Annotated in this window: 10 protein-coding genes; 9 read left to right on the top strand and 1 reads right to left on the bottom strand. The window is 71.5% G+C overall.

All coding sequences use genetic code 11. The features are described from left to right. Positions 1-5: 5 nt before the first annotated feature. The gene (locus ABT129_RS05290; protein WP_502981663.1) at positions 6-836 is read left to right on the top strand and encodes a hypothetical protein; all 831 of its coding nucleotides are present in this window, start codon (positions 6-8) and stop codon (positions 834-836) included. A gap of 96 nt (positions 837-932) precedes the next feature. On the opposite strand, the gene ABT129_RS05285 is transcribed toward ABT129_RS05290, so the two are convergent. Further along, positions 933-1,685 (bottom strand): SDR family NAD(P)-dependent oxidoreductase, encoded by a 753-nt coding sequence (locus tag ABT129_RS05285; protein ID WP_351896788.1) that lies wholly within the window; start codon positions 1,683-1,685, stop codon positions 933-935. 58 nt (positions 1,686-1,743) lie between these two features. Here ABT129_RS05285 and uvrC point away from each other — a divergent pair, with 58 nt between their 5' ends. From uvrC to tpiA, 8 genes are all read left to right on the top strand, one after another. Next, positions 1,744-3,720 (top strand): excinuclease ABC subunit UvrC, encoded by a 1,977-nt coding sequence (uvrC, locus tag ABT129_RS05280; RefSeq protein WP_351896786.1) that lies wholly within the window; start codon positions 1,744-1,746, stop codon positions 3,718-3,720. Beyond that, entirely contained in the window at positions 3,717-4,697 is a 981-nt protein-coding gene (gene rapZ / locus ABT129_RS05275) for an RNase adapter RapZ (protein ID WP_351896784.1), read from the top strand. The genes uvrC and rapZ overlap by 4 nt, the downstream gene beginning before the upstream one ends. Next, on the top strand, positions 4,694-5,719 hold the full coding sequence (locus ABT129_RS05270) for a gluconeogenesis factor YvcK family protein (RefSeq protein WP_328945261.1): 1,026 nt from the start codon (positions 4,694-4,696) through the stop codon (positions 5,717-5,719). Before rapZ ends, ABT129_RS05270 begins: the two co-directional genes overlap by 4 nt. Then, positions 5,710-6,699, top strand: a complete 990-nt coding sequence (gene whiA, locus ABT129_RS05265) for a DNA-binding protein WhiA (protein WP_030205188.1) — start codon at positions 5,710-5,712, stop codon at positions 6,697-6,699. The genes ABT129_RS05270 and whiA overlap by 10 nt, the downstream gene beginning before the upstream one ends. Positions 6,700-6,851: 152 nt before the next feature. Continuing rightward, a complete protein-coding gene (locus ABT129_RS05260; protein ID WP_351896781.1) occupies positions 6,852-9,803 on the top strand; it encodes a M14 family metallopeptidase in 2,952 nt (983 codons plus the stop codon). A 218-nt stretch (positions 9,804-10,021) separates the two neighbouring features. Beyond that, positions 10,022-11,032: a type I glyceraldehyde-3-phosphate dehydrogenase gene (gene gap, locus ABT129_RS05255; RefSeq protein ID WP_351896779.1), complete on the top strand. Its 1,011-nt coding sequence runs from the start codon at positions 10,022-10,024 to the stop codon at positions 11,030-11,032. 104 nt (positions 11,033-11,136) lie between these two features. Further along, complete coding sequence (locus ABT129_RS05250; RefSeq protein WP_351896777.1) at positions 11,137-12,348, top strand: phosphoglycerate kinase; 1,212 nt, start codon at positions 11,137-11,139, stop codon at positions 12,346-12,348. Positions 12,349-12,355: 7 nt separating this feature from the next. After that, positions 12,356-13,135 carry a triose-phosphate isomerase gene (tpiA, locus tag ABT129_RS05245; protein ID WP_351896774.1) on the top strand — a complete coding sequence of 260 codons (780 nt, stop codon included), beginning with the start codon at positions 12,356-12,358 and terminating at the stop codon, positions 13,133-13,135. Positions 13,136-13,170 lie beyond the last annotated feature (35 nt).

Below are 13,170 nucleotides of genomic sequence, written 5' to 3'. Positions count from 1 at the left end.
CGACGATGAACGCACGTGCCACGGGAGCCGGGCTCCTCACCACCGCCGCCCTCGTCCTCCTCGGGGCGCTGCCGGCGGACGCGGCCGAGGCCCTGCCGCCCGCGCCCACCCCCGAACAGGCCGCCTCCGCGCCGGGGACCCTGGACACCCTGTCCCGGTTCTTCGCCCGGGACGGCGCCGTCGCCCGCTCGGCCGCCGCGCCGCGCGTCGAGGGCGGGTCCGTGCCGGTACGGATCCTCTCCCCGGACTTCGTCGCCGGGAAGGCCGGGGCGCCGGTCGCCCGGGTCGAGTTCCGGGCCAGCCGCGCCGTCTCCTCGGACGGCCAGAAGGCCTCGCTGTGGACGGTGCAGCGGTCCGGTGGCTGGCAGGTGGTGAACATCGCCACCGGCGACGACGAGATCCGCTACGCCGAACAGGGCGGGCGCGTGCTGCCCGGCGGCCTCGTCTTCCGCGAGCCGCAGATCGACGCGTGGTACGTCCAGAAGGGGGCGAAGGTGCTGCCGCTGGACGAGGACGCGGTGCGGGCGGTCGGCCGGAACGGGACGAGCCTCGGGGCGTACCGGGAGCGGGTCGCCCGGGCGTACGGGGACAAGCTGCCGGGCTCGGCGTACGCGAGGAAGGGCGCGGCGGGCGGCTACGCGCCGGAGGCGGCTGCTCCGCCCCTCGCGCAGGGCGGCCACGCGCCGGACGCGGCCGCTCCGTCCCTCGCGACGGGGGCCCGGGAGGAGCCGGCGGTCACGGTCGCGTCGGCGACGGCGGGGGTGGGCGCGGCGCTCGCGCTCGCGCTGCTGGGTGCGGCGGCGATACGCCGCCGGCGGGTGTCCAGGGAGACCTGAGCCCCCGCGCCGGGCCGGGTGACGCGTCCCGCCCCGTGGTGCGCAGCCCCCACCGGGCGGGTGGAGCCCGCCGGTGGGGGCTTGCGTCGTGGGGGCTCAGCGGGCCAGGTAGCCGCCGTCCACCGGGAGGATCGCTCCCGTCACGAACGACGCCTCGTCCGACGCCAGGAAGACGATGGCCGCCGCCACCTCCTCCGGAGTCCCGAAGCGGCCCATCGGGTGGGCGCGGACGATCTCGGAGAGGTACTCGGGGCCGCCGGGCTCCACGCGCGCGGCGGCCACGCGCTCGGTCTCGATGGTGCCCGGGGCCACCGCGTTCACCCGGATCCCGTGCTCCGCCCACTCCACCGCCAGGTGCTTGGTCAGACCGGTCGCCACGAACTTCGCGGGCCCGTAGACCGCCTGCCGGGCCTGCCCGGCCACGCCCGAGATCGACGAGGTGCACACGATGGCCCCGCCGCCCGAGACGAGCATCGCCTCGATCGCGTACTTGCAGGTCAGGAACATGCCCCGGCCGTCGACCGCCATGACCGCGTCGAAGTCCGAGCCCTCCGCCTCGGTGATGTCGAGGAGCGGGATCACCCCCGCGTTCGCCACCAGGACGTCCAGCCACCCGAAGCGGTCGACGGCCGTGGCGATGATCCGCCGGGCGTCGTCCTCGCGCGACACGTCGCCGACCACCGGGACCACCCGTTCGAGCGTCGCGAGCCGGTCCGCGTCGATGTCGGCGGCGACCACGTGCGCCCCCTCGCGGAGGAACCGTTCCACCGTCGCCCGGCCGATTCCGCTCGCCGCGCCCGTGATCACGCAGACCCGGTCCGCCAGCCGTCCCGCCTCATGATTCGCCATGCTTCGCCAACGAGCGCGCGAGGCCGGAGTGTCGGTGCCCGCCAGTAGGGTGGGGAGCATGGCAGACCCCTCCAGCTACCGCCCCAGGCCGGGGCAGATCCCCGACTCCCCGGGGGTCTACAAGTTCCGCGACGAGCACCGCCGGGTGATCTACGTGGGGAAGGCGAAGTCGCTCCGCCAGCGGCTCGCCAACTACTTCCAGCCCCTCACGAGCCTGCACCCGCGCACGGCGACGATGGTGACCACCGCCGCGTCCGTGGAGTGGACCGTCGTGTCGACGGAGGTCGAGGCGCTGCAGCTGGAGTACTCCTGGATCAAGGAGTACGACCCCCGGTTCAACGTCAAGTACCGGGACGACAAGAGCTACCCGTACCTCGCGGTCACGATGAACGAGGAGTTCCCCCGGGTCCAGGTCATGCGCGGCCACAAGAAGAAGGGCGTGCGCTACTTCGGGCCGTACGCGCACGCGTGGGCGATCCGCGAGACCGTCGACCTGATGCTGCGGGTCTTCCCCGTCCGGACCTGCTCGGCGGGGGTCTTCCGGAACGCGGCCTCGGCCGGCCGCCCCTGCCTCCTCGGCTACATCGGCAAGTGCTCGGCGCCCTGCGTCGGCCGGGTCACCCCGGAGGAGCACCGCGAACTGGCCGAGGATTTCAGCGACTTCATGGCCGGACGTACGGGCACGTACATCCGCCGTCTGGAGAAGCAGATGATGCTGGCGGCCGAGGACATGGAGTACGAGAAGGCCGCGCGGCTCCGCGACGACATAGAGGCGCTGCGCCGGGCCATGGAGAAGAGCGCGGTCGTGCTCGCCGACGCCACCGACGCCGACCTGATCGCCCTCGCCGAGGACGAGCTGGAGGCCGCCGTGCAGATCTTCCACGTGCGGGGCGGACGCGTCCGCGGCCAGCGCGGCTGGGTCACGGACAAGGTCGAGGCCGTCGACACGGCCGGGCTCGTCGAGCACGCGATCCAGCAGCTGTACGGCGAGGAGACCGGCGACACGGTCCCCAAGGAGGTCCTGGTCCCGGCGCTGCCCGACGACGCGGAGGCCGTCACCGCCTGGCTCTCCGGCCGCCGCGGGTCCAACGTCTCGCTGCGGATCCCGCAGCGCGGCGACAAGAAGGACCTGATGGAGACCGTCGCGCGCAACGCCCAGCAGGCGCTGGTGCTGCACAAGACGAAGCGCGCCAGCGATCTGACCACCCGCTCCCGGGCCCTGGAGGAGATCGCCGAGGCCCTGGGCCTGGACTCGGCGCCGCTGCGGATCGAGTGCTTCGACATCTCGCACCTCCAGGGCGAGGACGTGGTGGCCTCGATGGTGGTGTTCGAGGACGGGCTGCCCCGCAAGAGCGAGTACCGCCGCTTCCAGATCAAGGGCTTCGAGGGCCAGGACGACGTCCGGTCCATGCACGAGGTGATCGGCCGCCGCTTCCGCCGCTATCTCGTCGAGAAGGAGAAGACGGGGGAGTGGGATCCGGAGGGGGTCGTCGAGGACCCGGAGGAGAGCGGGCGGCCCAAGCGCTTCGCGTACCCGCCGCAGCTCGTCGTGGTCGACGGCGGGCAGCCGCAGGTGGCGGCGGCCCGGCGGGCCATGGACGAACTGGGGATCGACGACATCGCGGTCTGCGGGCTCGCCAAGCGTCTGGAGGAGGTGTGGCTGCCCGGGGACGACGACCCGGTGGTGCTGCCCCGCTCCAGCGAGGGCCTGTACCTCCTTCAGCGGGTACGTGACACGGCTCACGACTTCGCGATCCGCTATCAGCGGTCCAAGCGCGCGAAACGTGTCCGGATCAGCCCTCTCGACGCGGTTCCCGGTCTCGGCGAGACCCGGAAACAGGCGTTGATCAAGCATTTCGGCTCGGTGAAGCGGCTCCGGCAGGCGACAATCGAGCAGATCTGCGAGGTTCCGGGCATGGGCCGGAAGACCGCGGAGGCGGTTGTCGTGGCCCTCGTCCAGGCGGCCCCGGCGGCGCCCGCCGTGAACACGGCGACAGGAGAGATCATGGAAGACGACGGGGGCGGCACGGCATGACCGCGCACGAGCAGCAGGACGCGCACGATGAGCACGAACAGCACGACCGAGAAGACGGAGCAGGACACGTGAGTACGGGCACGAAGGAGACCCCCGGCGACAACGGCGCCGAGGCGGCCATTCCCGAGCTGGTGATCATCTCCGGCATGTCCGGGGCCGGCCGGTCCACCGCGGCGAAGTGTCTGGAGGACCTCGGCTGGTTCGTCGTGGACAACCTGCCGCCCGCGCTGATCCCCACCATGGTGGAGCTCGGCGCCCGCTCCCAGGGCAACGTCGCCCGGATCGCCGTCGTCGTGGACGTCCGCGGCCGGCAGTTCTTCGACAACCTCAGGGAGTCCCTCGCCGACCTGGACTCCAAGCAGGTCACCCGCCGGATCGTCTTCCTGGAGTCGTCCGACGACGCCCTCGTCCGGCGCTTCGAGTCGGTCCGCAGGCCGCACCCGCTCCAGGGCGACGGCCGCATCACCGACGGCATCGCCGCCGAGCGCGACCTGCTGCGCGAGCTGCGCGGCGACGCCGACCTGGTCATCGACACCTCCAGCCTCAACGTCCACGAGCTGCGCGCCAAGATGGACGCCCAGTTCGCCGGCGACGAGGAGCCCGAGCTGCGGGCCACCGTGATGTCCTTCGGGTTCAAGTACGGCCTGCCGGTCGACGCCGACCTCGTCGTCGACATGCGCTTCCTGCCGAACCCGCACTGGGTCCCCGAGCTGCGCCCCTTCACCGGGCTCAACGAGGAGGTGTCGAACTACGTCTACAACCAGCCCGGCGCCAAGGAGTTCCTCGACCGCTACACCGAGCTGCTCCAGCTGATCGCCGCGGGCTACCGCCGCGAGGGCAAGAGGTACGTGACCATCGCCGTGGGCTGCACCGGCGGCAAGCACCGCTCCGTGGCCACCGCCGAGCGGCTCGCCGCCCGCATCGCCGCCGAAGGGGTCGAGACCGTCGTCGTGCACCGGGACATGGGGCGCGAGTGAAGCCGTACCGCCGGCGTGCCTCCACCCTCTCGGTGCGGCGTACGCTCCGCAGACGCGGCGCCCAGCCGAAGGTGGTCGCGCTGGGCGGCGGCATGGGCCTCTCGGCCTCCCTCGCCGCGCTCCGCCGGATCACCGGCGACCTCACCGCCGTCGTCACCGTCGCCGACGACGGGGGATCCAGCGGCCGGCTCCGGGAGGAGCTGGGCGTCCTGCCCCCGGGCGACCTCCGCAAGGCCCTCGCCGCGCTCTGCGGCGACGACGACTGGGGCCAGACCTGGGCCCGGGTCATCCAGCACCGCTTCCAGTCCAAGGGCGAGATCAACGGCCACGCCGTCGGCAACCTCCTGATCGTCGCCCTCTGGGAGCAGCTCGGCGACCCCGTGCAGGCCCTCGACCTGGTGGGCCGGCTGCTCGGCGCCCAGGGCCGGGTGCTGCCCATGTCCGCCGTACCCCTGGAGCTCCAGGCCCTGGTCAGGGGCCATGACCCGGAGCGCCCGGACGACGTGGACACCGTGCGCGGTCAGGCGACCGTGGCGCTCACCCCCGGCGACGTGCAGTCCGTGCACCTCGTGCCGAACGACCCGCCGGCGGTCCCCGAGGCGGTCGAGGCGGTCCTGGACGCGGACTGGGTCGTCCTCGGTCCCGGCTCCTGGTTCTCCTCGGTGATCCCGCACCTCCTCGTCCCCGATCTGCTCGACGCGCTGGCCGAGACGAAGGCCCGGAAGGTGCTCTCGCTGAACCTCGCGCCGCAGCCCGGAGAAACAGAGGGCTTCTCCCCGCAGCGTCATTTGGAGGTTTTGGGACGACACGCCCCTAAACTCGCCCTGGACGTGGTGTTGGCCGACGAGGCCGCCGTGCCCGATCGCGAGTCCCTCGCCGATGCCGCCAAGCGGCTCGGTGCCGCGGTCGAGCTGGCGCCGGTGGCCGGGCCCGACGGCTCCGCGAAGCACGACCCGGAGCTGTTGGCCGCCGCGTACGACCGTATTTTTCGGATGCATGGAAGGATCGGCCCATGGCGATGACGGCAGCGGTGAAGGACGAGATCTCCCGGCTTCCCGTCACCCGGACCTGCTGCAGGAAGGCAGAGGTCTCGTCGATCCTGCGGTTCGCGGGCGGGCTGCACCTGGTGAGCGGCCGCATCGTGATCGAGGCGGAGCTCGACACCGCGATGGCGGCGCGCCGCCTCAAGCGGGACATCCTGGAGATCTTCGGGCACAGCTCGGAGCTGATCGTGATGGCCCCCGGCGGGCTGCGGCGCGGCTCGCGCTTCGTGGTGCGGGTGGTGGCCGGGGGCGACCAGCTGGCCCGGCAGACGGGGCTCGTGGACGGCCGGGGCCGCCCCATCCGGGGCCTCCCCCCGCAGGTGGTCTCCGGGGCCACCTGTGACGCGGAGGCGGCCTGGCGGGGCGCCTTCCTCGCGCACGGTTCGCTGACCGAGCCCGGTCGCTCCTCCTCCCTGGAGGTGACCTGCCCGGGTCCGGAGGCCGCGCTCGCGCTGGTCGGCGCGGCGCGCCGGCTCTCCATCGCGGCGAAGGCCCGTGAGGTGCGCGGTGTGGACCGGGTCGTCGTCCGCGACGGCGACGCGATCGGCGCCCTGCTCACCCGGCTCGGCGCGCACGAGTCGGTGCTCGCCTGGGAGGAGCGGCGGATGCGGCGCGAGGTCCGCGCCACCGCCAACCGCCTGGCCAACTTCGACGACGCCAACCTGCGCCGTTCGGCCCGCGCGGCGGTCGCCGCCGGTGCCCGGGTGCAGCGCGCCCTGGAGATCCTCGGCGAGGAGGTGCCCGAGCACCTCGCGGCGGCCGGCCGGCTCCGGATGGAGCACAAGCAGGCCTCCCTGGAGGAGCTGGGGGCGCTCGCCGACCCGCCGCTGACGAAGGACGCGGTCGCCGGACGGATCCGCCGGCTGCTCGCGATGGCCGACAAGCGGGCGCAGGACCTGGGCATTCCCGGGACCGAGTCCAACCTGACCGAGGAGCTCGACGACAGCCTGGTCGGCTGAGCGTACGGAAACACCGAACTCCACGCTGCCGGTGCCTTTCTGAGGCACCGGCAGCTTTTTCGTACACCCGCGCGGCACCCTTGACAGGCCCATGGGCGCCCATGAGCCTTTCGTCTGTTCACCTTCGTGGCAGACGACAGCAAGGGGGGCTCATGAGACGCAGGGCGAGATCGATCCTCGCAGCGGCTTCACTGTTGATCGCGGGAGTGGCGGCGGCACCCGTCGCCGGAGCGCAGCCGAACGACCGGGACGGCGGCGACGCCCTCTCCGTATGGCGGGCCGAGGTGACCAAGGAGCAGGTTCCGCTCCTCCTCGAAGCCGGTGCGGACGCCCATGAACTGACCGAGCAGGTGCCCGCGAAGGGCACCGCGACGGTCGAGCTCTTCCTCACCGGCCGCCAGGCCGGGCAGCTGCGCGGTCAGGGCGTCGAGCTCGCCGAGCACCAGCTGACGGCCCAGGCCGAGAAGCGGGTGGCGGCCGCCGGGGACGGGGTCTTCCGCCCGTACGGAGGGCCGAACGGCCTCAAGCAGGAGATCCTCGACACGGCCCGGGCCAACCCCGGGATCACCAAGGTCGTCTCCCTCGGCAAGACCGTCAAGGGCCAGGACATCCTCGCCCTCAAGCTCAGCAAGGGCGCCCAGCGGGTCAAGGACGGGTCGAAGCCCGCCACGCTGTACATGTCGAACCAGCACGCGCGCGAGTGGATCACCCCCGAGATGACCCGGCGGCTCCTCCACCACTACCTCGACGGGTACGGCAAGGACGAGCGGATCACCCGGATCGTCGACACCACCGAAGTGTGGTTCGTGCTCTCCGCCAACCCGGACGGCTACGACTGGACGCACGCCGACCCCGCCAACCGGCAGTGGCGCAAGAACCTCCGCGACAACGACCGCGACGGGCGGATCACCTCCGGCGACGGCGTCGACCTCAACCGCAACTTCTCCTACAAGTGGGGTTACGACAACGAGGGTTCGTCCCCCGACCCGGCGGACGAGACCTACCGCGGCAAGGGCCCCATGTCGGAGCCCGAGACCAAGGCCGTCGACGCCTTCCAGAAGCGCATCGGCTTCGCGTACGGCATCAACTACCACTCGGCCGCCCAGCTCCTGCTGTACGGCGTGGGCTGGCAGGTCGCCACCGACACGCCCGACGACGTGGCCCTCAAGGCCCTCGCCGGCACCCCGCAGAACTCCGCCGTGCCCGGCTACCGGCCGCAGGTCTCCTCCGAGCTGTACATCACCAACGGCGAGGCGGACGGACACGCCGCCAACGTCAACGGGACGCAGATGTTCACCCCGGAGATGTCGACCTGCGCCACCGCCTCCCGGGTCGACCCGAACGACGCGTGGAACCCGGCGGACTGCGCCTCCGTCTTCACCTTCCCGGACGACGAGAAGCTGATCCAGGCCGAGTTCGCCAAGAACGTCCCCTTCGCGCTCGCCGTCGCCGAGACCGCCGCCCACCCGGACCGGCCCGTCTCCCCGATCGGCATCGAGGCCCCGGACTTCACCCCGAAGACCTTCGCCACCTCCTACGCCCGGGGCGAGGAGCAGGAGGTCGCGGTCACCGCCCGCAAGTCGCTGCGCGGCAAGACCCTGAAGTACCGCGTCAACGGCGGCCGCACCCACAGCGAGGAGCTCGACGCCTGGAAGGGCGGCGAGACCTACGGCGGCGAGGACAACCTCTACTTCGACGAGTACCGCGCCGAGGTCGAGGACGCCCGGCCCGGCGACTCCGTCGAGGTCTGGTTCACCGCCCGCACCCGGGAGGGCCGGACCACCACCTCCGCCCCCTTCACCTACAAGGTGGCCGAGCGCCCCCGCGGGGACGTGCTCGTCCTCGCCGACGAGGGCGGCACCACCCCCGCGAAGCACACCGCCGGCTACGTGAAGGCGCTCGCCGACAACGGCCGCAGGGCCGCCGTCTGGGACGTCGCCACCCAGGGCGCCCCGGACGCCCTCGGCGTCCTCTCCCACTTCCGTACCGTCGTCTGGTACACCGGCGCCGAGCGGCCCTCCGGAGCCACCCAGCTCGCCGTCCGCTCCTACCTCAACGAGGGCGGCAAGCTCATCAACGCCGGCGAGAAGTCCGGCGGCCTCACCCGGGTCGGCCTCGCCGAGACGAACGACTTCGCCCAGTACTACCTCGGCGCCTACCACCGCGCGGGCCTCAAGACCCCGCCCGCCTTCTCCGGCACCGGCGCCTTCGCGGGCGTCCGCGCCGGCCTCGGCGCCGCCGCCGACAACCCGCTCGACAACGCGGGCGCCTACACCGTCACCTCGGACACGCTGAAGCCGAAGGACTTCCCGCAGTTCGCGAGCAGCGCCTCCGCCGGTGACTACCCGGGCATCCGCACCCCCTTCGAGCCCGCCGAGGGCGCCACCTTCGCCGCGGTCAAGCACGCCGACGACACCTGGGCCCGGCTCAGCAGGACCGTCGACCTCACCGGCGTCGCCGCCGGAGCCGCGCCGCGCCTGGACTTCCAGGTCAGCTACGACACCGAGCCCGGCTACGACAACCTCGTCGTCGAGGCCCACACCGTCGGCCAGGACGACTGGACGACCCTGCCCGACGCCAACGGCGGCACGTCCGCCGAGCCCCCCGCCGACTGCGGCGAGGGCTACTACGTCGCCGGCCACCCCTTCCTCGCCCACTACCTCACCGTCGGCGAGGACGGCTGCGCCGCCACCGGCACCACCGGTTCCTGGAACGCCTTCACCGGCCCCTCCAACGGCTGGCGGCAGGCCTCCGTCGACCTGAGCGCCTGGGCGGGCAAGCAGGTCGAGCTGTCGATCTCCTACGTCTCCGACCCCGGTACGGGTGAGACGGGCGCCTTCGTCGACGACATCAGGCTCTTCGACGGAACCACCACGCAGACGGAGGGCTTCGAGACGGCCTTCGGCGCGTGGACCGTACCCGGCGCACCGGCCGGCAGCCCCGGCAACGGCGCCGACTGGACGCGCTCCGCGGCGCTCTTCCACTCCCAGGCCGCGGTCACCACCCGCGACACCGTCCTCATCGGCTACGGACTGGAGCACGTGCCGGCCGCCGCCGAGCGGGCGCGCCTCGTGGGCCGCGCCCTCGGGGTGCTCCGACGCTGACGGAGAGTAGTGGGGACAAAGGTCCCACGGCGGCCCGTACCCGTTGGTAGGTACGGGCCGTCGGCCTTTCTCCCTCACTTTCCGGGCTCGTACGGCTGCGCTGGATGTCACTCGGGGGCGCCCGGGGGGGTAGGGTCGTAAGCGGTCGGGGACATCCCAAAAAACAAAAATCTCGCCGGCGTCGAGCACACCGGCGTACCTAACGAGGAGATCGGTTCGTGACGATCCGCGTAGGCATCAACGGCTTTGGCCGCATCGGCCGGAACTACTTCCGCGCGCTCCTTGAGCAGGGTGCCGACATCGAGATCGTGGCTGTCAACGACCTGGGTGACACCGCGACCACGGCCCACCTGCTGAAGTACGACACCATCCTGGGCCGCCTCAAGGCAGAGGTCACCCACACCGCCGACACCATCACCGTCGACGGCCACACCATCAAGGTGCTCTCCGAGCGCAACCCGGCCGACATCCCCTGGGGTGAGCTGGGCGTCGACATCGTCATCGAGTCGACCGGCATCTTCACCAAGAAGGCCGACGCCGAGAAGCACATCGCCGGTGGCGCCAAGAAGGTCCTCATCTCGGCTCCGGCCACCGACGAGGACATCACCATCGTCATGGGCGTCAACCAGGACAAGTACGACCCGGCGCGGCACGACGTCATCTCGAACGCGTCCTGCACCACCAACTGTGTCGCCCCGATGGCGAAGGTCCTCGACGAGAACTTCGGCATCGTCAAGGGCCTGATGACCACGGTCCACGCGTACACCAACGACCAGCGGATCCTGGACTTCCCGCACAAGGACCTGCGCCGCGCCCGCGCCGCCGCGGAGAACATCATCCCGACCACGACGGGTGCCGCCAAGGCCACCGCGCTGGTCCTCCCGCAGCTCAAGGGCAAGCTGGACGGCATCGCCATGCGCGTCCCGGTCCCGACCGGTTCCGCCACCGACCTGGTCGTGACGCTCGACCGCGAGGTCACCAAGGACGAGGTCAACGCCGCGTTCAAGAAGGCCGCCGAGGACGGCGACCTCAAGGGCATCCTGTACTACACCGAGGACCCGATCGTGTCCTCGGACATCGTGAGTGACCCGGCCTCCTGCACCTTCGACGCCTCCCTGACCATGGTCCAGGAAGGCAGCACGGTGAAGATCCTGGGTTGGTACGACAACGAGTGGGGCTACTCCAACCGTCTCGTCGACCTCACCGTCTTCGTCGGCGGTCAGCTCTAAGCTTCAGGGCAGGCTTTCGATGTGAGCAGGGCTCGGGCAGCGCAACGCCGCGCTGTGCGAGCCCTGTTTGTGTGCTCCACCGCGTACCAAGGAGTCTGTGACAGATGAAGACGATCGACGAGCTTCTCGCCGAAGGCGTCTCCGGCAAGCGGGTGTTCGTCCGCGCCGACCTCAACGTGCCGCTCGACGGCACCACCATCACCGACGACGGCCGCATCCGCGCCGTCGTGCCCACGGTCAAGGCGCTCGCCGACGCGGGTGCCCGCGTCGTGGTCGCCTCGCACCTGGGCCGCCCGAAGGGCGCTCCGGACCCGGCGTTCTCGCTGGCCCCGGCCGCCGCCCGGCTCGGCGAGCTCCTCGGCGCCGAGGTGGCCTTCGCGACGGACACGGTCGGCGACTCCGCCACCGCCACCGTCGCGGGCCTCGCCGACGGCCGGGTCGCCGTCATCGAGAACCTCCGGTTCAACGCCGGCGAGACCTCCAAGGACGACGCCGAGCGCGGCGCCTTCGCGGACCGCCTCGCCGCCCTCGCCGACGTCTACGTCGGTGACGGCTTCGGCGCCGTGCACCGCAAGCACGCCTCGGTCTTCGACCTCCCGGCGCGCCTGCCGCACGCCGCGGGCTACCTCATCGCCACCGAGGTCGGCGTCCTGAAGAAGCTCACGGACGACGTCCGGCGGCCGTACGTGGTCGCCCTCGGCGGCGCCAAGGTCTCCGACAAGCTCGGCGTGATCGACCACCTCCTGGAGAAGGCCGACCGCATCCTCATCGGCGGCGGCATGGCGTACACCTTCCTCAAGGCCCAGGGCCACGAGGTCGGCATCTCGCTGCTCCAGGAGGACCAGATCCCGGCGGTCAAGGAGTACCTGAAGCGCGCCGAGGACCGCGGCGTGGAGTTCGTGCTCCCCGTCGACGTGCTGGTCTCGGGCGAGTTCCCCGACCTGAAGACCAAGGCTCCGGCCAACCCCACCACGGTCGCCGCGGACGCCATCCCGGCGGACGAGGAGGGCCTGGACATCGGTCCGGAGACCCGTAAGCTCTACGCCTCGAAGCTCGCCGACGCCGGCACCGTTTTCTGGAACGGTCCGATGGGCGTCTTCGAACACCCCGACTACGCCGAGGGCACCCGGGCCGTGGCCCAGGCGCTCGTCGACTCCCCGGCCTTCACGGTGGTCGGTGGTGGCGACTCCGCCGCCGCCGTCCGCATCCTGGGCTTCGACGAGAAGGCATTCGGCCACATTTCGACCGGCGGCGGCGCCTCCCTCGAGTACCTCGAGGGCAAGACGCTTCCCGGCCTCGCCGCACTGGAGGACTGACCGCTTTATGAGCAGCACCCGCACCCCGCTGATGGCGGGCAACTGGAAGATGAACCTCAACCACCTCGAGGCCATCGCCCACGTCCAGAAGCTCGCCTTCGCCCTGACCGACAAGGACTACGACGCCTGTGAGGTCGCGGTCCTGGTTCCCTTCACCGACCTCCGGTCCGTGCAGACCCTGGTCGACGGCGACAAGCTCAAGATCAAGTACGGCGCCCAGGACATCTCGGCGTACGACTCCGGTGCCTACACCGGCGAGATCTCGGGCCTGATGCTGTCCAAGCTGAAGTGCACCTACGTGGCCGTCGGCCACTCCGAGCGCCGCCAGTACCACGCCGAGAACGACGAGGTCTGCAACGCCAAGGTGAAGGCCGCCTTCAAGCACGGCGTGACCCCGATCCTCTGCGTCGGCGAGGGCCTGGACATCCGCAAGGCCGGTCAGCAGGTCGAGTACACCCTCGCCCAGCTCGACGGCGGCCTGAAGGACGTCCCGGCCGAGCAGGCCGAGACCATCGTGATCGCGTACGAGCCGGTGTGGGCCATCGGCACCGGCGAGGTCGCCACCCCCGAGGACGCCCAGGAGGTCTGCGGGGCGATCCGCGGCCGTCTCGCGGAGCTGTACTCGCAGGAGCTGGCCGACAAGGTCCGCATCCAGTACGGCGGCTCGGTCAAGTCCGGCAACGTCGCCGCGATCATGGCGCAGCCGGACGTCGACGGCGCCCTCGTGGGCGGCGCGGCACTGGACGCCGACGAGTTCGTCAAGATCGTCCGCTTCCGCGACCAGTGAGTATGCGGTAGCGGAGTTACGTCGTACCCTTGCGG

The organism is Streptomyces sp. NPDC002057, assembly GCF_040296665.1.
Classification (GTDB): domain Bacteria; phylum Actinomycetota; class Actinomycetes; order Streptomycetales; family Streptomycetaceae; genus Streptomyces.
This window is presented reverse-complemented; position numbering and strand designations above follow the sequence as displayed.

What these genes read in the sequence shown, in the direction of transcription:
- ABT129_RS05260 (WP_351896781.1), top strand. Translation starts at nt 6,852, where the DNA reads ATGAGACGCAGGGCGAGATCGATCCTCGCAGCGGCTTCACTGTTGATC.
- tpiA (WP_351896774.1), top strand. Translation starts at nt 12,356, where the DNA reads ATGAGCAGCACCCGCACCCCGCTGATGGCGGGCAACTGGAAGATGAAC.
- uvrC (WP_351896786.1), top strand. Translation starts at nt 1,744, where the DNA reads ATGGCAGACCCCTCCAGCTACCGCCCCAGGCCGGGGCAGATCCCCGAC.
- ABT129_RS05250 (WP_351896777.1), top strand. Translation starts at nt 11,137, where the DNA reads ATGAAGACGATCGACGAGCTTCTCGCCGAAGGCGTCTCCGGCAAGCGG.
- ABT129_RS05290 (WP_502981663.1), top strand. Translation starts at nt 6, where the DNA reads ATGAACGCACGTGCCACGGGAGCCGGGCTCCTCACCACCGCCGCCCTC.
- whiA (WP_030205188.1), top strand. Translation starts at nt 5,710, where the DNA reads ATGGCGATGACGGCAGCGGTGAAGGACGAGATCTCCCGGCTTCCCGTC.
- rapZ (WP_351896784.1), top strand. Translation starts at nt 3,717, where the DNA reads ATGACCGCGCACGAGCAGCAGGACGCGCACGATGAGCACGAACAGCAC.
- ABT129_RS05285 (WP_351896788.1), bottom strand. Translation starts at nt 1,685, where the DNA reads ATGGCGAATCATGAGGCGGGACGGCTGGCGGACCGGGTCTGCGTGATC.